Source organism: Agrobacterium vacciniicorymbosi, assembly GCF_040427045.1.
Taxonomy (GTDB): domain Bacteria; phylum Pseudomonadota; class Alphaproteobacteria; order Rhizobiales; family Rhizobiaceae; genus Agrobacterium.
This window is the reverse complement of the sequence record NZ_JBETMF010000001.1, coordinates 361,934-381,179: the sequence shown is the minus strand read 5'-3', so window position 1 is coordinate 381,179 and position 19,246 is coordinate 361,934. Positions and strand designations below refer to the sequence as shown.

Below are 19,246 nucleotides of genomic sequence, written 5' to 3'. Positions count from 1 at the left end.
TTTCACTCGCGTCGGTTCCCTGTCCCGGATATTGCCTGTCGTATCAATGGATTTCAATATTCCGCTTGTCGGCTTCTTCCTTGATGATGTCTTCCACCATCTGCCGTTTCAAGGCGGGGTCACCCAACAGATAATCTTCTGCAAGTTCAAAAATGGATTTCGGGCTTTCCTTGTGGGTGAGCGTATCGAGATCCTGGCCGATCTGTTGGCGAAGTTCGCTATAGTGGTCCATATTGGTTCTCCATTTGCGAAGAGAATGCGCGGGGCGGGCAGCGGTTCCGGTCCTCATGGAAATGAAGCGGGGCTCTTGCGTCGCGATGCTCTGGCGGTCATAAAGCAGCCAGTCAGGTGCCTGCTTTCAAGCGGGAGAATCGGGAACGCGGTGAAAGCCCGCGACGTGCCCAACGCTGTAAGGTGGACGCGGATTGCCATAGACCACTGAGAAATCGGGAAGGCGGCAATGCGCGGACGAAGCCAAGTCAGAAGACCGGCCTGATGCCATAGACCGAACCGCATGGACGGCGGCAGGTTGTTGATGGGTGGGATGCTTTCGGCGTCCGACCTGTGCATTGTTGGGGATTGACGATGCGGCCCGATGAGTTTCAGAACGCGCTGGTAAAATCGTGCGAGTTTTCAGACAGCGACAAGCAGGCGGTCTACCGCGCCATAGAAACGCGCCGCGATGTGCGCGACCAGTTTCTGCCCGATCCGTTGCCGGAAGAACTGGTGGAACGCCTGCTCAAGGCCGCACATTCCGCCCCCTCGGTCGGCTTCATGCAGCCATGGAATTTCACGCTCGTCACCGATGCTGATGTCAAAGAGCGCGTATGGCAGGCCTTCTCCCGCGCCAATGCCGAAGCCGCCGAGATGTTCGGGCAGGAGCAACAAGCGCTTTACCGCAGTCTGAAGCTAGAAGGCATTCGCAAGGCTCCACTGTCCATCTGCGTGACCTGCGATCCGACGCGCGGCGGCCATGTCGTTCTCGGCCGCACCCACAATCCACGCATGGATGTCTACTCCACCGTCTGCGCGGTGCAGAACCTGTGGCTTGCAGCACGCGCCGAAGGCATAGGCGTCGGTTGGGTCAGCATTTTTCACGATGCCGATATTCGCGACATCCTCGCTATTCCACCGCACATCGAAATCGTCGCATGGCTCTGTGTCGGGCGGGTCGATACGCTTTACGGCGAGCCGGAACTGGCCGTCAAAGGCTGGCGGCAGCGGCTGCCGCTGGAGGAGCTGGTGTTTCGGGATAAATGGGGCGCTAGTTAAGGCGGAAGCGCTCTAAATCAACCGCAGACCCTTGAAGCTGACATGCCCATCCTTGCCGATGATGATGTGGTCATGCACGGCAATGCCAAGCGGCTTGGCCGTATCGATGATGGTTTTGGTCATATCGATGTCAGCGCGGGACGGGGTCGGATCGCCGCTGGGATGGTTGTGGACGAGGATGATGGCGGTGGAGGACAGCTCCAGCGCTCGGCGCACCACCTCACGCGGATAGACCGGCGTATGATCAACCGTGCCGTGGCCCTGCACTTCATCAGCAATCAGCACATTGCGCTTGTCTAGGAAGAGGATGCGAAACTGTTCGCGGGCTTCATGCGCCATGGCGGCGTGGCAATAATCGATGACGGATGACCAGGAGCCCAGAACCTGCTTGTTGCGGATTTCGCTTTTCAGCATGCGCTGGGACACAGACGCGATAAGCTTGAGATCGAGCGCCACCGCTTCGCCAACGCCTTTCACTTCCTGAAGCAGAGCAATCGGCGCACCCATGACACCGCCGAAGGTGCCGAAGCGTGCGATCAGCGCCTTTGCGATCGGCTTGGTGTCTCTTCGTGGAATAAGCCGGAATAGCAGAAGCTCCAGCAGCTCGTAATCGGCCAGCGCCGCATCGCCATTGTCGCGATATTTGGCGCGCAGACGCTCGCGGTGGCCGTGGTAATGCGCCATGTCGCCGTCTGGAGATGGCGTCGGCGTGGCCTTCATTTTCATCTTTTTGGAGACTTGCCGAGGTTCGGCAAAGAAGCCGCGTTCGTCCATATCTTCGGCAAGGCCGCCGATCACCTTGTCCGCGCCGTCTTCGGAGTTGAACGTTGTCGTTTGATCGGCGGGATGTTTGGCCATCGGCATTGTTCTCTAAATCAGAGCGGTGGCAGGCCAGGGCGGTGCAGACCGCCGGGCGAAAGCGTGAAGATTTCGCAGCCTGTCGCCGTCACGCCCACAGCATGTTCGTATTGCGCTGAGAGGGAGCGATCACGCGTGACGGCAGTCCAGCCATCCGACAACACCTTCACATGCGGCTTTCCGAGATTGATCATCGGCTCGATGGTAAAGATCATGCCTTCACGAATTTCCGGGCCATCGCTCTCCTTACCGTAGTGGAGAATATTCGGCGTATCGTGGAAAAGACGTCCAACGCCATGACCACAGAAATCTGTGACCACCGAGCAACGCTCACCTTCCGCATAGGCCTGAATGGCGGCACCGATTGCACCAGTACGTGCACCGGGCCGAACGGCGGCGATGCCGCGCAGCAGGCACTCATAGGTCACTTCCAGAAGACGCTCGGACGCGCGCTTGATCTGCCCCACCGGATACATGCGGCTGGAATCTCCGTACCAACCATCCAAGATATAGGTAACGTCGATATTGACGATATCGCCCTCACGAAGTGGCTTGTCATCGGGAATGCCGTGACAGACGACGTGGTTGATGGAGGTGCAGACGGACTTGGTGTAGCCGCGATAATTCAGCGTGGCGGGCAGGGCGTTGTTGTCCATGCCGAATTCAAACACGAAGCGGTCGATCGTATTGGTGGTGACGCCCGGCTTGACGATGCTGGCCAGTTCATCGAGGCAGCGCGCGGTCAGCTGGCTTGCCTTGCGCATGCCCGCGAAGTCTTCCGCATTATACAGGCGGATGACGCCCGTATTCTTCATGGGTGCCTGTGCCGCGTCGATGTAAGTAACCATTATACCGCTTTCTTGTCTTCAATGCTTCGTTTCATAAAGCAGCAGGGTACCAGTCGTCTATTGCAACCATCTCGTTTGCGACGATTTCCAACGAAGAGACGCTGCATTTTATGGCGCAAGCCTCCACACCACGCGTCATGGCCCGCTGAAAGGCGGCGGAATAGACCGGATCGAGATCGCTGCAGATGCGCAGGCGGTCGCAATCGTTGCGCTGAATGAGGTAGAGCATGACGGCCCGATATCCTGCCTGCGCCGCGTCGCCCAGCTCTTCCAGATGTTTTGCGCCGCGCTTGGTGGCCGTATCGGGAAATTCGGCGAGGCCTTTTTCACGCACGAAATGCACGTTCTTCACCTCCACATAAGCATCCGGCCTGCCGGGAGCAGACAGTAGAAAATCGATGCGGGAATTGATGCCGTATTTCTGTTCGCGCTTCAGCGTGGAGTAACCGGCAAGGGATGGTATTTTGCCGGCCTCAATGGCTTCCTGCGCAAGCTTGTTGGGCATGCCGGTATTGATGCCAACCACCGTGCCATCCGCCTCCACCATTTCCAGCATGTGGCGATATTTGCGGGTGGGGCTGTCATGTTCGGATAACCAGATCCGTGACCCCGGAGTCGTCAGCCCGCGCATCGAGCCGGTATTGGGACAAGAGCCGGTAATCTCCGTACCGTCTTCCAGCACGGCATCGAAGAGGAAACGCTTGTAGCGGGAGACGAGCGTGGCGGAAGTGAGGGGAGAATCAAAAAGCATGGTACAGTGTCGTGTCCGCTGCGCGCTTATTCAAGCACATAGGTGCCCGGCGCATCGCAAAGCGCGGGCAGGGCGGCATCACCTGGAATGCGAGCCGCGACTTTGCGCTTGTCCTGCGCCTTGATCCATTTTTGCCAATGCGGCCACCATGAGCCCTTGTGAGCACTCGCCTGCGCCTGCCAGTTATCAAAGTCACCGACCGGTGACGCGCCTGTCCAATATTGATATTTCTCCATCTCAGGCGGATTGACGACACCGGCGATGTGGCCAGAAGCGCTCAGCACGAATTCCACCGGTCCACCGAAGCATGCGGCTCCCGTAAAAACGGATTTTGCGGGCGCGATATGGTCTTCGCGCGTGGCGAGATCATAGACCGGAATCTCGATGTCCTTGAGATCGACCACCTTGCCCGCCACCTTCATCCGGCCTTGCGCCAGATTGTTCTCCAGATAACAATTGCGCAGATAGAAGGAGTGGTTGGCGGCAGCGACGCGGGTGGAATCGGAGTTCCAATAGAGCAGGTCGAAGGGCGGCGGTTGCGCGCCGCGCAGATAATTATCAACCACATAGGGCCAAATGAGGTCGGAAGCGCGCAGCATGTTAAAGACGCTGGCCATGATCGCTCCATCCAGATACCCCACCGCCTTCATGTGCGCGTCAAGTGCAGCCAGTTGCTGCTCGTCTATGAAGACCTTCAGGTCGCCTGCATGGGTAAAATCCGTCTGGGCTGCCAGAAATGTTGCTGAGCGGATGCGCTTGTTCTTTTCTTGCGCATGCAGCGCCAGCGTGGAGGCCAGCAGCGTGCCGCCGATGCAGTAACCTACCGCGTTGATCTGCTTTTCGCCGGTCGCCTGTTCGATGGCATCCAGCGCGAAATCGATTCCCTCGCTCGTGTAGTTGTCCCAACCCTTTTCCGCGTGGCGCGCATCCGGGTTGACCCATGAGATCATGAATACGCTGTGGCCCTGATCCACGCACCATTTGACGAAGGATTTGCGGGCATTGAGATCGAGAATATAGAATTTGTTGATCCATGGCGGGATGATCAGGAGCGGGCGCTTCAGCACCTTTTCGGTGGATGGCGCATACTGAATGACTTCGCAAAGATCGCTGCGGGCAATGACCTTGCCGGGGGTAACGGCGATGTTCTGGCCGATGACGAATTTGCTGTAATCGGTCTGGCGCAGTTTGATGTTGCCATTGCCTGCTGCCATGTCTTCGGCAAGTTGGGCCATACCCTTGACCAAATTGGCGCCACTGGTGGCCACGGTTTCGCGAAACACCTGCGGGTTGGTAAAGGCGAAGTTGGCGGGCGAAATGGCTTCCGTCACCTGCCGCATGTAGAATCGGGCCTTTTGGCGGGTGTGCTCATCCAGCCCGTCTGCCTCTGCCACCATCTTCTCAGCCCAGCTGGCGGTGGCGAAATAGACCTTCTGCAAAAAATCGAAGAACGGATTGGCCTGCCAGTCTTCGTCGGCAAAGCGTTTGTCTTTGCGGTGGTTACCCGGCTGTTCCGGCGCGGATTTGGGTTCGCCAGACATTTGCGAGACGGATTTCTGCCAGATATCAAAATAGCTGGAGAGGAGATGCGTTTGCGCTTCCACCGAACGTTTCGGCTCCGCCATCCAGTATTCGGCGACGTCGGAAAGTGTCTGAACCAGATCGCTCATGGGACTGGCACTGGTTTGCGGAATGTCTCCACGCTCTCTGGGTGCCAGCCATTCGGAAGCTGCCTTGCCCAGATTTTCCAGGGCTTTCGCCACGTTCATGGCAAAGGCCTGCGGGTCACGCACGATATAGGCGTCGGCGGATTTGGGGTCGAAGCCCTTGGGCTTTTCCTCCTCGTCGTTCACCCCGCCTTCAGTGCCTGCCATACATTGTCCTCCGGCGCATTTTTGTGTTTGCACATTCTGCATGAAAACGAATACAAGTTCCAGCAACAGCGACGCCCAAGAAACCCGGCGTTCGGCATTCGAATACTACGTTACAGGCGGGACAGTGAAATGGGCAAGCATATGGAATGCGTTAGAGCGGCAACGGTGCTGTCGGTTTGCGGCATCCTTTTGCCATTGCTGGGTGCCTGCAAGACGCTCGACCCCGTCGTCGCGCCTGCCAATATGAAGCGCCCCGCTGCACAAGTCGTTGGCCCGCAGAAGGTCGATGCCTCGCCCGTTGCTCAAAAGCGCGACACCGGAACCTACCCGACTTTCGCCGCCCCGATGACCGCCGCTCTGCCGCAAATGGACAATGAAGAGGCCGATTCCATGGAAACGACCATGACGCGCCTCGGCAGCGCCCGTCGCAAGGGCCAGATTTCCGAAGCGGAATACAAGCGTCGCGTTGCAGAACTTCGCGCGTTGCAGGAACAGCAAAAGCCTGTCGCGACACCAGCAGCCGCGCAGTAATCTGCTGATTAACACAGCGTAAACAGGCATCTGGCATTTTTACGCAATCCGGCAAGCACCAGCTTACCGCGTTCCTTAAGCCCGTATAGGCAACTTACGCGATATAACTCTCCCCATGAAACACCACAGTTTCACTGGCGCTGGGGAGCGTTAAAATGAAGTGCTTTTTTGTTTGTCTGATCGTTGCAGCCGCCGTGTTCAATCCGGCGCAGGCGAAGGCGCCTTACATGATCACCAGCCATACCGGCCACGCAAGGTGAGCCAATGTCCGCAGGGTCAGTCGTTACCTGCAGCGAGATTCAGCTCATCCATGTCAGGCACGGTGATGTGACGGTTGTTCTCGATCTGGATGATGCCTTCCTTGCGCAGCTTGGTCATCTGACGGCTGACGGTCTCGATGGTAAGGCCCAGAAAATCCGCAATATCGGCGCGTGACAGCGGCAGATCGAAGCAGGATTTATCTTCATTCTCAGGATCGATATGCGTGGCGATGAGATAAAGGAAGCTCGCCACTTTTTCCTGAGCGGATTTGCGCCCAAGCGTCAGCATCCAGTCGCGCGCTTCGTCCAACTCTTTCAAAGACTGGCTGTGAAGTTTTCGCTGCATGCCTGACACATCATCTGCCATGCGATCCACCACACGGCGCGGGAAGAGGCAGATTTCGACATCTGTGGCGGCTTCTGCAGTCATGTTGCTTTCTGCCACAAAAGGGCGGCCCAGAAAATCAGGTGCGAATTGCAGTCCAACGATCTGCTGGCGACCATCCGACATCATCTTGGATAACTTCACCACACCCTTCAGGATGTTGGCGTAATAGGGAACCTGCTCACCCTGACCGAGCAGCTCATGTCCCAGCTCAATCTTTTTGCGGCTGGAATGGCGGCTCAGCTCGACAAGCTGGTTGGGTTGCAGCACACCACAGAGTCCGCCGTGCCTTGCTTCGCAAGAACGGCAAACCACAGGAATATCCGAATTGTGGATGTTTCGCTGCAACGTATCCATAGTGAATGTCCCGATCGCAAAGACAAGGCAAAGGGTGGCAACCAATTGCTTGATATGCTTGTCGCCCCGCCCCGATAAGCCGTAATCCCCCACGGCTTTTGATAGGCGATGTTTACGACCTGACTTGATCGAAGTCAAAGTTGCAAACTGTCGCAGGCTGTATCCCATAGTCGCAGAATTGATACATGCTAAGGGGGAAATCTGCCGTGACCGAGCATCTCATCCGTAAATATGCCGCCGCCGTGCCGCGTTACACCAGTTATCCAACTGCGCCGCATTTTCATGAGGGAATCGATTCGGGTGTTTATGTTTCCTGGCTAAAAGAGCTTGGTGTGGATAACAGTATTTCGCTCTATCTGCATATTCCCTATTGCGACCGGCTCTGCTGGTTCTGCGCCTGTCACACCAAGCATACGCTGAAATACGAGCCCATCGCGACTTACCTCAAATCCCTGCACCACGAGATCGAGAAAGTTGGCCGACTTGTGTCTGGTGATGCCAGGGTGACGGCGGTGCATTTCGGCGGTGGTTCGCCGACCATGGTCAAGCCTGATGATATGATTGCGCTGATGGACTGTCTGCGCAGTGCCTTTTCCTTTGCGTCGGATACCGAGATCAGCGTCGAAATGGACCCGAACGATCTGGATGAGGGGCGCTACGACGCACTCGCCGCCATCGGTATGACGCGGGCCAGCCTCGGCGTGCAGGATTTCGATCCAAAAGTGCAAAAGACGATCAATCGCATACAGACCTTCGAGCAGACGAAATCCGTTGTCGATGCCGTCAGGGCGAGGGGTGTTCACTCCGTCAATTGCGACATTCTCTACGGCCTGCCGTTTCAGACGCTGGAAACGCTGAAAGAGACGGTTGAGCAGATCATCTCGCTCGACCCTGACCGTATCGCGCTGTTCGGTTACGCCCATGTGCCCTGGATGAAGAAACATCAGACGATGATTCCCGAAAAGGCGCTGCCGGATGTGATGGAGCGTTACCGGCAAATGACCATGGCGGCGGATATGCTGGTTGCTGCCGGATATGTCGCCATCGGCATCGACCACTTCGCCAAACCAAACGACACACTGGCCCTTGCTCTGAACGACGGCGCGTTGAAGCGCAATTTTCAGGGCTATACCGATGACTGTGCCGATGCCCTGATCGGGCTCGGTGCGTCCGCCATTGGCAAATTGCCGCAGGGTTATGTGCAGAACATGCCTGCCACCGGTGAATATGAGCGCATGGCGGATGGTGACGATCTCTGCGTCGTGCGTGGCATCGAACTGTCTGAGGACGACCGTGTTCGGGCCTTCGTCATAGAGCGGATCATGTGTGATTTCGCTCTTGATCTTGCAGCGCTCGGCCAACTCTACGGCCCCGTCGCGGCGGTTGCCATTGCCGAGGCAAAATACTTTGCTGAGAGCGAGCGGGATGGGCTGGTGCAGCTAGAGGGAGATGTTTTCCGGCTGACCGAGGCGGGCCGACCTTTCGCCAGAAGTATCGCCGCGACCTTCGATACATATCTTTCTACCGGGCGAGGGCGGCATTCGGTTGCTGTTTGAGCAACACTTTGCGCTGAAAATTCAAGGATACTTCACGAACCCATTGGCTTTTTTGCCCAAGTTGCCTATGTGGTGCGTCTGAACAGAGCTTATAAATAAAGACACACGAAGGATTATGGGCGTGACAGCTACATTCGACAAGGTTGCAGACATTATTGCTGACACCAGCGAGATCGACCGCGAAACCATTACGCCGGAAAGCCACACGATCGACGATCTGGGCATCGACAGCCTCGACTTCCTCGACATCGTTTTCGCGATCGACAAGGAATTCGGCATCAAGATCCCGCTCGAGCAGTGGACGCAGGAAGTCAACGAAGGCAAGGTTTCGACCGAGGAATACTTCGTACTGAAGAACCTCTGCGCCAAGATCGACGAACTGAAGGCCGCCAAAGGCTGATTTTGACGGGTTCGCCCAAAGGCGGGCCGATGTCGATGAGAACTGCCAAAACCTCCGTCATGCTCGGGCTTGTCCCGAGCATCTGCAACGGACCGATTGTTGCGACGTGATTGGATCCTTGGGACAAGCCCGAGGATGACGCAGGGGGCGATGCGGCGTTCTCATCACCATACGCCCGCCGATCAGGCGGGTTTCTGTTTTTGGCTCTGCCTCAAAACAACCCCCACGCATTTCATGGACGGAACATGCTTCTAGAATATTTCCAGATGGTGGACCGCATCGAGTCAATCGACCGCTCCGCCCGCATTCTCAAGGCGCGTTCCGTCGTGCCACAGAACAGCCCGGTCTTCGAGGGGCATTTTCCCGGCATGCCGCTGGTTCCCGGCGTCCTGTTGATCGAAACCATGGCTCAGACATCCGGCATGCTCGTTCTCGCCATGACCGATTTCGCCGCCATGCCATTCCTAATGACCGTTGATGGCGCCAAGATGCGCACCTTCGTGGAGCCAAACGCCGTCCTCGATATCGAAGCCTATCTGGAACATGACGGTTCCGGCTTTGCGGTGACGAAAGCCAAGATCACGTCTGAGGGCAAGAAGGTGTGTGATGCGCAGTTGAAGCTGCGGACCATGCCGTTTTCCGAGATTCCCCTGGGACCTATCGTCAAGAAGCGCGCCGAAGAGGTGGGGCTGATGGCAGCGATTGCGGCTGATAAGTCGGTTTAAAACGTCCAGAGAGTCATAGGGCGCGATGGTGGGTGTGGTTTACCCCCCCTCTGTCCTGCCGGACATCTCCCCCTCAAGGGGGAGATCGACTCGCGGCAACCTCCCGCCTATCTTGACCGCTGCCGAAAAAATTCGCACTTCCGTTTCGGTCGAACCGGCGAGCTCGCGCCCAGCCGATCTCCCCATCTGAGGGGGAGATGCCCGGCAGGGCAGAGGGGGGTAAGCCACACCCGCTGCCGTATCCCATGCCAAAAGCTGAGTTTTTTCACCATCGACCTCTGAAAATCCATGCATTGCGACGCGTCTTTGGGCCTTCGCCATTGCAAAGCTGCATCTCGCCCTTTATTTCGCATGGCATGTGCGGTCTCCAAGACCGCTTTCAAAAGCTGGCCTGCTTCTTTACGGGCAAGCGACGAAGGATGACAGATAATGAAGTCTGACAATGATGTGGTGATTACCGGGGTCGGTATCGTGACCTGTCATGGTGTCGGTATCGACGCCCATATTGCGCTGCTCTCTGCTGGCGCTGCACCCGAGGCAATCGTTGAAACCGAGAAGTTCGCTCCCTATCCCATCCATCCGCTGCCGGAAATCGACTGGTCGAGCCAGATCGGTCGCAAGGATCAGCGTCAGATGGAAAACTGGCAGCGCCTTGGCGTGTTCGCCGCCGGTCTGGCGCTGGATGATGCTGGCCTGAAGACGGATGCAGAGGCCTGCGGCACCATGGATATGATCGTCGCCGCCGGTGGTGGTGAGCGCGACATCAATGTCGACACGCTGATCGTGGACGAGGGCCTCAAGCGCAACGACCGCGAGGTCATGCTCAACGAAAAGCTGACGACGGAACTGCGCCCGACGCTGTTTCTGGCCCAACTGTCCAACCTCATGGCTGGCAACATCTCCATCGTCCACAAGGTGACCGGCTCGTCGCGCACCTTCATGGGCGAAGAGGCGGCTGGTATCTCCGCCGTAGAGACGGCATTTTACCGCATCCGCTCCGGCGAATCGAGCCACGCGCTGGTCGGCGGTGCTTTCGCTGCCGAACGTCCTGACATGACGCTGTTGTTCGAAGCCATCGGTGCTCATGCGCAGGGTGAGTGGCAACCCTTGTGGTCGCGCGCAGACGGTGAGGGCGGTGGCATGATCACCGGCTCCGTCGGTGCATTCCTCGTATTGGAATCACGCAAGCGCGCAGAAGCGCGCGGCGCGAAGATTTACGCCCGCGTCGATGCCATCGAAGGTGACCGCGGTGCGCGGGACGACAACAAGTTCGAGCAGCGCTTCGAGCGTCTTCTTTCACCTGCCCATGATGATGCAACCACAATCGTGTTTTCCGGCGCCAGCGGCCATGATGCTGTCACCGCACTCGAAAAGGCGGTGTTGGACAAGGCTTTGCCGAAGGCAGCAGTCCGGGGTTTCAGCGGTGTTACCGGTCATGGGCTGGAAGCGCAATTTCCGCTGGGTCTCGCGCTCGCAGCCCTTGCTTTGAGCAGCGATGCGAAGGTCCCATCCTTCGATGATAAGGCCGAAAAGCCAATGGCGGCAATCGCCGCTCAGGCCGTCGTTACCACCGTTGGCCATGTTCGCGGCGAAGGCGTTGCCGTGCTTTCCAAAGATTCTTGAGGAGTAGACACCATGGCGTCCAGCAATTTCAAGGATCACCTCGGTCGTCCCATCGTCGCCGTTACCGGCATGGGCATCATCACCTCGCTCGGTCAGGGGCTGACGGATAACTGGGCGGCGTTGACATCAGGCAAATCGGGCATCCACAAGATCACCCGTTTCCCGACCGACAACCTGTCCACCCGCATTTGCGGCACGGTCGATTTTATCGATATCCCCAAGCCAAACTCGGTCGAGCGTTCCTTCGCCTTTGCCCGCGAAACAACCATTGAAGCGCTGGCGCAAGCCGGTCTTTCCGGTGATTTCAACGGCCCGCTGTTTCTGGCAGCACCGCCCATCGAGCCGGAATGGAGCGCCCGTTTTGAACTGGGCGACCGCTCTCCACCCGCTGCAAAGCCTGGCGATGCCTATGATCGCTTCATGGCAGCCCTGCGAGAGCGGCCGGATCCCGAGTTTCAGGAAGCCGCCTTGTTTGGCGCGATTTCCGAGCGTCTCGCAGACCGGTTCGGCACACGCGGACTGCCTGTCACACTCTCCACGGCCTGTGCATCGGGTGCGACGGCCATTCAGCTCGGCGTCGAAGCCATTCGTCAGGGACGCACGGACCGTGCGCTGACGGTCGCGACCGACGGTTCGGTTAGCGCCGAAGCGCTGATCCGCTTCTCGCTGCTGTCGGCACTGTCGACCCAGAACGATCCGCCAGAAAAGGCCTCCAAGCCTTTCAGCAAGGACCGTGATGGCTTCGTGATTGCCGAAGGTGCAGCAACGCTGGTTCTGGAATCGCTGGAAGCAGCCGTTGCCCGTGGCGCGAAAATTCTTGGCATCATCAAGGGTGCCGGTGAAAAGGCCGATAGTTTCCACCGCACCCGCTCGTCACCGGATGGCGGTCCTGCGATTGCGACCATCCGCGCGGCCCTTGCGGATGCGGGCGTGGCCGAAGGCGATATCAATTACATCAACGCCCACGGCACCTCGACGCCGGAAAACGACAAGATGGAATATGGTGCCATGCTCGCCGTGTTTGGTGAGGGGCTGAAATCCATTCCTGTCTCGTCCAATAAGTCGATGATTGGTCATACGTTGACGGCAGCCGGTGCGGTTGAAGCGGTATTTTCGCTGCAAACCATGTTGACGGGAACGGTTCCGCCCACCATCAACTACACCAATCCAGACCCGACGATTGCGCTCGACGTGGTGCCGAATGTGAAGCGCGATGCGGACGTTACCGCCGTGCTGTCCAACTCCTTCGGCTTCGGCGGACAGAACGCAAGCCTTGTCATGACGCGGGAACCGGCTTAAGCGGTTCCCCAACTCGAAAACAAAAATAACGCCTCCGGGCGAAGGACTTCATTATGCGCGCCTTGCAACTCGTTGATGATCGTAAACTTGAAAGAGTGGACCTGCCCGAGCCGGAAGCACCGGCACCCGGCGAAGTCACGCTTCGGGTCAAGGCCGTGGCGCTGAACCATATCGATGTCTGGGGCTGGCGCGGCATGGCCTTCGCCAAGCGCAAGATGCCTTTGACCATCGGTGCGGAAGCATCCGGCGTGGTGGAAGCCATCGGCCCCGGCGTGTCCAATGTTCTGCCGGGCCAGCTCGTCTCCATCTACGGTGCACGCACCTGCGGTCGCTGCCACCACTGCGTGGCCGGTCGCGATAATCTGTGTGAAAACGTCGGCGGCGTCCACGGCTTCCATCTGGATGGCTTTGCGCAGGAAAAGATCAACATTCCCGCCCGTCAGCTCGTTCTGGCACCGCCCGGCGTCGATGCGGTCGCTGCGGCCCTTGCACCTGTCACCTTCGGCACGGTCGAACACATGCTGTTCGATAACGCCAAGCTCCAGCCGGGCGAAACCATCCTCATTCACGCTGGCGGCTCCGGCATCGGCTCCGCTGCCATTCAGCTCGCCAAGAAAATGGGCTGCACCGTCATCACGACCGTTGGGTCCGACGACAAGATCGAACGCGCCAAGGCGCTGGGTGCCGATCATGTCATCAATTACCGCGTCGACCGCTTCGAAGGCGTCGTGCGCAAGCTGACCAAGAAGAAGGGCGTCGATGTCGTCTTCGAACATGTCGGCAAGGACACCTGGGCTGGCTCCATGTTCTGCCTCAAGCGGGGCGGTCGTCTCGTCACCTGCGGCTCGACGTCGGGCGTTTCCTCGGAAATCAACCTGATGATGCTGTTCCAGCAGCAATTGAAGCTGCTCGGCTCCTTCGGTTGCCGTATGGAAAACATGGCCGATGCCATGCAGAAAATGGCGCGCGGTCTCGTTCACCCTGTTATCGACACCGAAGTCACCTTCGATACCATCGAAACGGCGCTGGAGCGTATGGAGACCCGTCAGGTCTTCGGCAAAATCGTTCTGCGGATGGACTGACGCCATTGAAAATGTTCATCACGCGCGTCGTTCTGGCGCTCGAAAACTTCCGGCAGTGGCTGAATGCGACGCTCGCATTCGGCTTTCTGAACCTGCTGAAACTTTTGCCTGCCGATCCCGCCATCAATTTCGCAGACAGGATTGCCCGTAAGATCGGCCCGAAGACGCCGCGTCACAAGCTGATGCTGTTCAATCTGGGTCGTGCCTATCCCGAGAAATCGGAAGAGGAGCGTCTGGAAATCGCGCTGGATAGCTGGGGCAATATGGGTCGCCTGGCTGCCGAATATGTCTTTCTGGACCGCCTGTTCGATTTCGATCCGACAAAGACAGAACCGGGCAGGGTAGAAGTCATCGGCACCGAGACATTTCTCGAGCTTCGCGACAATCCGCGTCCGTTCATCGTGTTTACCGCCCATTCCGGCAATTTCGAGCTGTTGCCCGTCGCAGGTTCGGCCTTCGGCCTCGATGTGACGGTGCTGTTTCGTCCGCCAAACAATCCCTATGTGGCAAAGCGCATTTTCGATTTCCGCAAGGAGCGTATGGGCCATCTCGTGCCGTCGCATGCGGGCTCTTCTTTTGCGCTTGCGCGTCAGTTGGAAAAGGGCGGCGGTATCGGTGTTCTGGTGGACCAGAAGTTCAGAAAAGGCCTGCCGACACAATTCTTCGGCAATGACGTGCTGACCAACCCACTGCTGGCAAAGCTGGTGCGCCAGTTTGGCTGCGATGTTTTTCCAGCGCGTTGCATTCGCTTGCCGGACAATCGCTACAGGTTGGAAATCGAGCCGAAGGTCGAGATACCCTTGAACGAAAAGGGAGCGGTCGACGTTCAGAAAACCGCGCAGCTTCTCAACGACAAGGTGGAGAGCTGGGTGCGGGAACACCCTGGTCAATGGCTTTGGTATCACGACCGCTGGCACATCAAGGGCAGTATCAAGGACTAGAATAGACCAGATTTGGTTCTTGTTAAGCGCTAACATCCCAGGATTGTGTATGTATATTTTTCTTCACAATTTCTGGGATTTGTTAAAGACGTTCTGCGTGTGTTAATTTATCTTGTGTTTGTAATGGCGGTGCTGTTTCTCGTTACGTCATTTTTTACGGTGATACCTTATAACGAGTCTCGCGCCACGGAACCGGAAACGATTTGAAAGTGCGGCAGGCGCACGATCTTCCGGGGGAGAGTCGAGTTGAAAGCTTTGATTGACTTGTTCTGGCAACGATATTCGGAGCTGAAAGGTGCCGTTGATCGCAACGACGCCCAGAAAATCACGATGCTTGATCGTGAGCTTGATCCGCTGCTCGAGAGCATAACCAGCAGAAAGACCAAGAATTCCTCAGAGGTTCTTGAGCAGTTCCGCTTTGCTATCGATCTCCTCAACGAGGAGGCCGAGGATACAGGCTGCGTGCAGCGCAACTCCGAACTCCTTCGCAAACTCGTGGATCGCTATATCGGAGCGGGTCTTCCCTATGATGGCGCAACGCCGGACGGCGAATCGGCCTCCTGGAGCCCCTACGTCATTCTTGATGAAGACCGGCTGGATGATCTGGACGAGCGGGTCTTCGTCGTATCGCCTGGCTACCGCATCAATTACACCAACGCCCTCAATGCGCTCTGCTACGAAGCCAAGACCAACGACCTCGTTGGTCGGCATATTGCCGAATTCATTGGCATCCACCACTTCCAGCAGGCTCTGCGTGAAAAGCTGGACGCGTGCTTCAAGGGCGAGGCGGCGAAATATACCTATGCAGAGGACATCGACGGACGCACCGTGGTGCGCTCTTATGAGATGTCGCCGTGCTATTCTCCATCCTACAAGCTGGTGGGCGCGATCATTATCGTGAAGGAATTGGCTGATCGTAGGAACCGCGCGGTAGCGTAAACAAGCTTAGTTCGCCCCACGCTGCCGTGAGCTTTTGCTCAGGCGCATGTCATTTGACATGCCTGTTAGCGTCCCTCTGCTTCACTCAACTTCCATTGAATTGAGATTCGTCTTGCTGGGGGCGTATATTGAATACGCGCTTCTGATTTGTTGGACAGATTTATAGCTCTCGGCAAAATTGACTTTCGTCAAAAACCGCCCATTCAATGAATAAAAGTGATGTTACGACCAATTTTATGAATATATTGGCGCATTGACTACAGTATTTCTGCCCCGGCATTCGAAGTCTTACGTTCGTTTTTGTTGCGTATCGGAAAATTCTCATCCTATAATAAATATTAATCGCCTCGACGGCGCTCCATAGGTGAAAACTAGTGTATTGACGGGTTGAGCCTCTGTGGTGTTCATGGTGTCAGAAGGCTGGACGTTCGAGCACGCCGTTTCATCCGTGAACGTCTCCGCTTCTTTAGGGAGGAAGCGTCGTCTCGTGAGACGGTGGATTGGGTCTTGATCGGCCCGGCGTGCTTTAGAAAGAAGGAAGTTCTTCTGACCGTGTTCGGCCAAGCCTGAGAGTGGCGTCGGACATCAGGAACTTGGGTGATGGAATGGAGGCTCCATTGTTAGGACTCTTCGACGCTTTTTCGCTGAAATGCATACAATTGAAACAGGCTGTTGCTTGCGGGCATGACGATCTCGTTCGTCTGCTGGACAAGGAGCTTGAGCCGATGATCGCGGATATTCTGTCCTTTAGGGCGGAGAACCGCGAAGAAGCTCATATGCAATTGCAGTTCCTCAACGGCCTGATCCGTGACGAGGCAGACGACAAATCAAGCGTGACACGTCGCAGCGCTGCCATGGCAATGCTGATCGATCGGTATTTCCGCACTGGCGGCGATGGCAAAGAGAGTTTGCAGCAGCCGCTTTCCCGCCCGCTGGAAAAGCCTGCCGCATTCGAGCTCGCCGAGCAGCCTCTGCTCAACGAAGCCATTCTGGACAGTCTACCAGATCGCGTCGGCGTGATTACTAGGGATTATCGCTATCTCTATTCCAATCAGGAAAACGCAAAGTTCCTGGGTCGCACCGCCTTGTCCATGATCGGCTGCCACGTCTCGGAGTTCGTGGGTGAAGAGAGCTTCAGCAAGTTGGCGAAGCCGGCTTTCGACAAGTGCTTCAAGGGCGAAAAGATCGACTACATCCACAAGGGGCGTCGCAATCGTGAGAATTTCGCCACGCGTTGCAGGATGACGCCGCTGCGTGGTGTTCAGAACGAGATCATCGGCGCGGTCATCGTATTGCAACACGCCGACCAATCCGCCACGCTGGCGTGTAGCTGAGCTTGCTCAGCTGCCAATCAGGCGCGAGACGAATGCGCCAAACGAAGAAAACGTGCCGGAATCCATCAGCAGTTTCGTCGCCATGGCGATGCAGGAGATGACGAGCAGCGGGCGGATGATCTTCGCGCCGTTGCTCATGGCTAGGCGAGAGCCGATCTGCGCACCCAGAAACTGACCCAGCCCCATCACCAATCCCAGCTTCCACAAAATCGCGCCGTTCAGCGTAAATACAAGGAAGCTGCCAAAATTCGACCCGAAGTTGAGAAGCTTGGTATGGGCTGTAGCCTTCAACATGCCGAAGCCCGCCAGCCCTACAAAGGCCAGCATATAGAACGAGCCCGCGCCCGGGCCGAAAATGCCGTCGTAAAATCCAACCAGGGGAACGACCGTCAATCCGAAGACGAAGGGTGTGATGCGCTGGTGGCTGTCGATGTCGCTGAGATTGGGTTTGAAAGCAAAGTATAGGGCGATTGCGATCAGCAGAAACGGCATGATGGCGCGCAGGATATCCGGCGGCACATAGGCCGCGATGATTGCGCCCAAAATGCCGCCGACAAAGGCCATGAACGCCATGGGGAACTGCTTTTTCAGATCGACATGACCACGTCTTGCATAAGCAATCGTCGCGGAAGCGCTGCCGAACTGCGCTTGCAGCTTGTTCGTTCCCAGCGCCTCCAGCGGCGGAACGCCGAGGATCAGCATAGCCGGGATGACGATCAACCCTCCACCGCCGGCAATCGAATCGACGAAGCCCGCAAAAACGGCGACAAGAAACAGGATGAGAAACAGCTGAAGGGCAACGTCTTGCACGGGAGTATTCCGGGAGGGTATATTGATGGCTGCTTCTGTCACCGAATTGTGCAAGGTGCAACGTTTTTCATCTGTTGCGAGGAAGCCATTGCGTCGATTGCGCGTCCGTTTATGGTGCGCTCGCTGCTTCGCCATCGATTGGGCGATTCCGCCCGCATATGAATTCGAGGACACGGCATGCATAAGGTAATTTTCGACACGGACCCCGGCATTGATGACGCAATGGCGCTGCTGTTTCTGCACCGCCACCCGGACATCGATCTGATTGGCGTGACCACCGTGTTCGGCAATGCACCGATTGAGATCACCACCCGCAATGCGCTGTTCCTCAAGCAGCAGTGGGCGATGACGGCACCCGTGGCCAAAGGCGCGGACGTGACCTTCGATCCATCCCGCCCGGAAGGCCACTGGCCGACATTCATTCATGGGGAAGATGGACTCGGCAATATCGGTGTGCCCGAGACAATCGATCTGCCGCTCGATCCGCGTCCGGCCCACAACTTTATCATCGATACGGTCAAGGCGAACCCGGGCGAGGTGACGCTGATTGCCGTTGGCCGCATGACGAACCTTGCGCTGGCGCTTCGGGAAGACCCCGATTTTGCTGCCTTGGTCAAGGATGTTATCGTCATGGGCGGCGCGTTCGATATCAACGGCAATGTCAGCCCGGCGGCGGAAGCCAATATTCACGGTGACCCGGAGGCCGCAGACGTGGTGTTCACGGCACCATGGCGCGTTACCGTCGTCGGCCTCGATGTCACGACGCGCACCGTCATGACATCTGCTTTCATGGCCGAGATGGCGAAGGAGGGCGGGGCACCTGTCCAGCTTCTGTCGGATCTGTCACAGTTCTACATCGAGTTCTACAATCAGCGCACCGGCGACGGCATGGTGGTGCATGATAGCTGCGCTTGCGTCTATCTGACCAACCCTGAGCTTTTCGAGACCCGTAGCGGCGCGATTCGTGTGGTCTGTGGTGGTTTGGCCGATGGTCAGACGATTCAGAAGCCGGATGGCGTGGGCTTTCCGCCAGGCAAATGGGATGGTCATCCGAGCCAGCTCGTCTGCACGGATATCAAGCCGGAACGTGTGCTTTCGGTCATTCGCAGCGCAATTGTGCAGGGCGAACGCGGCTGATTGAGCCATGGCGTCGCCAAACGCGGCGGCTTGCCTTGCATTTTTGAAAAAACTCGCGTTATGCAAGTCCATTGACCTGCATGGATATGCGGCGAATCTGCGCCGCCTCTACTGCCCGGTGCTTTCCCTCACGAAGGCAGCACGGTAGTGTCCTGCCGAAAAGCAATTCGTGTTTTCCGGCGCATGCGGTACAATAAATGATACAGGCCCGATGTGTTCGTGTCGGCTGTGTTTCAAACCAAAAAACGAACGTTATGTGAGCCG

At 57.1% G+C, this 19,246-nt stretch carries 19 protein-coding genes and 1 riboswitch; of the genes, 12 read left to right on the top strand and 7 right to left on the bottom strand.

Features of this window, described 5'->3' with window-relative positions:
• Positions 1–43: 43 nt before the first annotated feature.
• Positions 44–232: a hypothetical protein gene (locus tag ABUK73_RS01970; protein ID WP_353575800.1), complete on the bottom strand. Its 189-nt coding sequence runs from the start codon at positions 230–232 to the stop codon at positions 44–46.
• Between the two features lie 97 nt (positions 233–329).
• A riboswitch (cobalamin riboswitch) is annotated at positions 330–510 on the top strand.
• 75 nt (positions 511–585) lie between these two features.
• On the opposite strand from ABUK73_RS01970, the gene bluB reads away from it, so the two are divergent.
• The gene (gene bluB / locus ABUK73_RS01965) at positions 586–1,272 is read left to right on the top strand and encodes a 5,6-dimethylbenzimidazole synthase (RefSeq protein ID WP_353575799.1); all 687 of its coding nucleotides are present in this window, start codon (positions 586–588) and stop codon (positions 1,270–1,272) included.
• 12 nt (positions 1,273–1,284) lie between these two features.
• Here the strand turns inward: bluB and radC are convergent, their stop codons facing one another.
• From radC to ABUK73_RS01945, 4 genes are read right to left on the bottom strand one after another with little or no spacing between them, the layout of a single operon-like run.
• Positions 1,285–2,130 carry a RadC family protein gene (gene radC / locus ABUK73_RS01960; protein WP_454892307.1) on the bottom strand — a complete coding sequence of 282 codons (846 nt, stop codon included), beginning with the start codon at positions 2,128–2,130 and terminating at the stop codon, positions 1,285–1,287.
• Positions 2,131–2,147: 17 nt separating this feature from the next.
• Positions 2,148–2,978 carry a type I methionyl aminopeptidase gene (gene map, locus ABUK73_RS01955; RefSeq protein WP_353575798.1) on the bottom strand — a complete coding sequence of 277 codons (831 nt, stop codon included), beginning with the start codon at positions 2,976–2,978 and terminating at the stop codon, positions 2,148–2,150.
• A gap of 31 nt (positions 2,979–3,009) precedes the next feature.
• Positions 3,010–3,729, bottom strand: a complete 720-nt coding sequence (gene sfsA, locus ABUK73_RS01950) for a DNA/RNA nuclease SfsA (protein WP_353575797.1) — start codon at positions 3,727–3,729, stop codon at positions 3,010–3,012.
• A gap of 26 nt (positions 3,730–3,755) precedes the next feature.
• A complete protein-coding gene (locus ABUK73_RS01945) occupies positions 3,756–5,603 on the bottom strand; it encodes a PHA/PHB synthase family protein (RefSeq protein WP_353575796.1) in 1,848 nt (615 codons plus the stop codon).
• Between the two features lie 129 nt (positions 5,604–5,732).
• Between ABUK73_RS01945 and ABUK73_RS01940 the strand changes: the two genes are divergently transcribed.
• Entirely contained in the window at positions 5,733–6,134 is a 402-nt protein-coding gene (locus ABUK73_RS01940; RefSeq protein WP_353575795.1) for a hypothetical protein, read from the top strand.
• A gap of 276 nt (positions 6,135–6,410) precedes the next feature.
• On the opposite strand, the gene fnrN is transcribed toward ABUK73_RS01940, so the two are convergent.
• Positions 6,411–7,136, bottom strand: a complete 726-nt coding sequence (gene fnrN, locus ABUK73_RS01935; RefSeq protein ID WP_113088153.1) for a transcriptional regulator FnrN — start codon at positions 7,134–7,136, stop codon at positions 6,411–6,413.
• 206 nt (positions 7,137–7,342) lie between these two features.
• On the opposite strand from fnrN, the gene hemN reads away from it, so the two are divergent.
• The 9 genes from hemN (at position 7,343) to ABUK73_RS01890 (ending at position 17,035) form a co-directional block, all read left to right on the top strand.
• Positions 7,343–8,692 (top strand): oxygen-independent coproporphyrinogen III oxidase, encoded by a 1,350-nt coding sequence (hemN, locus tag ABUK73_RS01930; protein WP_353575794.1) that lies wholly within the window; start codon positions 7,343–7,345, stop codon positions 8,690–8,692.
• 115 nt (positions 8,693–8,807) lie between these two features.
• The gene (locus ABUK73_RS01925; protein ID WP_103088466.1) at positions 8,808–9,092 is read left to right on the top strand and encodes an acyl carrier protein; all 285 of its coding nucleotides are present in this window, start codon (positions 8,808–8,810) and stop codon (positions 9,090–9,092) included.
• Between the two features lie 245 nt (positions 9,093–9,337).
• The gene (locus ABUK73_RS01920; protein ID WP_353575793.1) at positions 9,338–9,817 is read left to right on the top strand and encodes a 3-hydroxyacyl-ACP dehydratase FabZ family protein; all 480 of its coding nucleotides are present in this window, start codon (positions 9,338–9,340) and stop codon (positions 9,815–9,817) included.
• A 426-nt stretch (positions 9,818–10,243) separates the two neighbouring features.
• On the top strand, positions 10,244–11,440 hold the full coding sequence (locus ABUK73_RS01915) for a beta-ketoacyl-ACP synthase (protein ID WP_353576002.1): 1,197 nt from the start codon (positions 10,244–10,246) through the stop codon (positions 11,438–11,440).
• A 12-nt stretch (positions 11,441–11,452) separates the two neighbouring features.
• Positions 11,453–12,739, top strand: a complete 1,287-nt coding sequence (locus ABUK73_RS01910; RefSeq protein ID WP_353575792.1) for a beta-ketoacyl-ACP synthase — start codon at positions 11,453–11,455, stop codon at positions 12,737–12,739.
• Between the two features lie 53 nt (positions 12,740–12,792).
• Positions 12,793–13,821 (top strand): zinc-binding dehydrogenase, encoded by a 1,029-nt coding sequence (locus ABUK73_RS01905; RefSeq protein WP_113088158.1) that lies wholly within the window; start codon positions 12,793–12,795, stop codon positions 13,819–13,821.
• Between the two features lie 11 nt (positions 13,822–13,832).
• Positions 13,833–14,762, top strand: a complete 930-nt coding sequence (locus ABUK73_RS01900; RefSeq protein WP_353576001.1) for a lipid A biosynthesis lauroyl acyltransferase — start codon at positions 13,833–13,835, stop codon at positions 14,760–14,762.
• Between the two features lie 246 nt (positions 14,763–15,008).
• Positions 15,009–15,701 carry a PAS domain-containing protein gene (locus tag ABUK73_RS01895; protein WP_113088160.1) on the top strand — a complete coding sequence of 231 codons (693 nt, stop codon included), beginning with the start codon at positions 15,009–15,011 and terminating at the stop codon, positions 15,699–15,701.
• 617 nt (positions 15,702–16,318) lie between these two features.
• Positions 16,319–17,035, top strand: coding sequence for a PAS domain-containing protein (locus ABUK73_RS01890; protein WP_353575791.1), 717 nt, complete (start codon positions 16,319–16,321; stop codon positions 17,033–17,035).
• Positions 17,036–17,041: 6 nt separating this feature from the next.
• On the opposite strand, the gene ABUK73_RS01885 is transcribed toward ABUK73_RS01890, so the two are convergent.
• Positions 17,042–17,845, bottom strand: a complete 804-nt coding sequence (locus ABUK73_RS01885) for a TSUP family transporter (protein ID WP_353575790.1) — start codon at positions 17,843–17,845, stop codon at positions 17,042–17,044.
• 177 nt (positions 17,846–18,022) lie between these two features.
• Here ABUK73_RS01885 and ABUK73_RS01880 point away from each other — a divergent pair, with 177 nt between their 5' ends.
• Entirely contained in the window at positions 18,023–18,982 is a 960-nt protein-coding gene (locus tag ABUK73_RS01880) for a nucleoside hydrolase (RefSeq protein WP_113088162.1), read from the top strand.
• Positions 18,983–19,246 lie beyond the last annotated feature (264 nt).

Coding starts and splice junctions, on each gene's coding strand:
- ABUK73_RS01970 (WP_353575800.1), bottom strand. CDS start 232: ATGGACCACTATAGCGAACTTCGCCAACAGATCGGCCAGGATCTCGAT.
- bluB (WP_353575799.1), top strand. CDS start 586: ATGCGGCCCGATGAGTTTCAGAACGCGCTGGTAAAATCGTGCGAGTTT.
- radC (WP_454892307.1), bottom strand. CDS start 2,130: ATGGCCAAACATCCCGCCGATCAAACGACAACGTTCAACTCCGAAGAC.
- map (WP_353575798.1), bottom strand. CDS start 2,978: ATGGTTACTTACATCGACGCGGCACAGGCACCCATGAAGAATACGGGC.
- sfsA (WP_353575797.1), bottom strand. CDS start 3,729: ATGCTTTTTGATTCTCCCCTCACTTCCGCCACGCTCGTCTCCCGCTAC.
- ABUK73_RS01945 (WP_353575796.1), bottom strand. CDS start 5,603: ATGGCAGGCACTGAAGGCGGGGTGAACGACGAGGAGGAAAAGCCCAAG.
- ABUK73_RS01940 (WP_353575795.1), top strand. CDS start 5,733: ATGGGCAAGCATATGGAATGCGTTAGAGCGGCAACGGTGCTGTCGGTT.
- fnrN (WP_113088153.1), bottom strand. CDS start 7,136: ATGGATACGTTGCAGCGAAACATCCACAATTCGGATATTCCTGTGGTT.
- ABUK73_RS01925 (WP_103088466.1), top strand. CDS start 8,808: ATGGGCGTGACAGCTACATTCGACAAGGTTGCAGACATTATTGCTGAC.
- ABUK73_RS01920 (WP_353575793.1), top strand. CDS start 9,338: ATGCTTCTAGAATATTTCCAGATGGTGGACCGCATCGAGTCAATCGAC.
- ABUK73_RS01910 (WP_353575792.1), top strand. CDS start 11,453: ATGGCGTCCAGCAATTTCAAGGATCACCTCGGTCGTCCCATCGTCGCC.
- ABUK73_RS01905 (WP_113088158.1), top strand. CDS start 12,793: ATGCGCGCCTTGCAACTCGTTGATGATCGTAAACTTGAAAGAGTGGAC.
- ABUK73_RS01900 (WP_353576001.1), top strand. CDS start 13,833: ATGTTCATCACGCGCGTCGTTCTGGCGCTCGAAAACTTCCGGCAGTGG.
- ABUK73_RS01880 (WP_113088162.1), top strand. CDS start 18,023: ATGCATAAGGTAATTTTCGACACGGACCCCGGCATTGATGACGCAATG.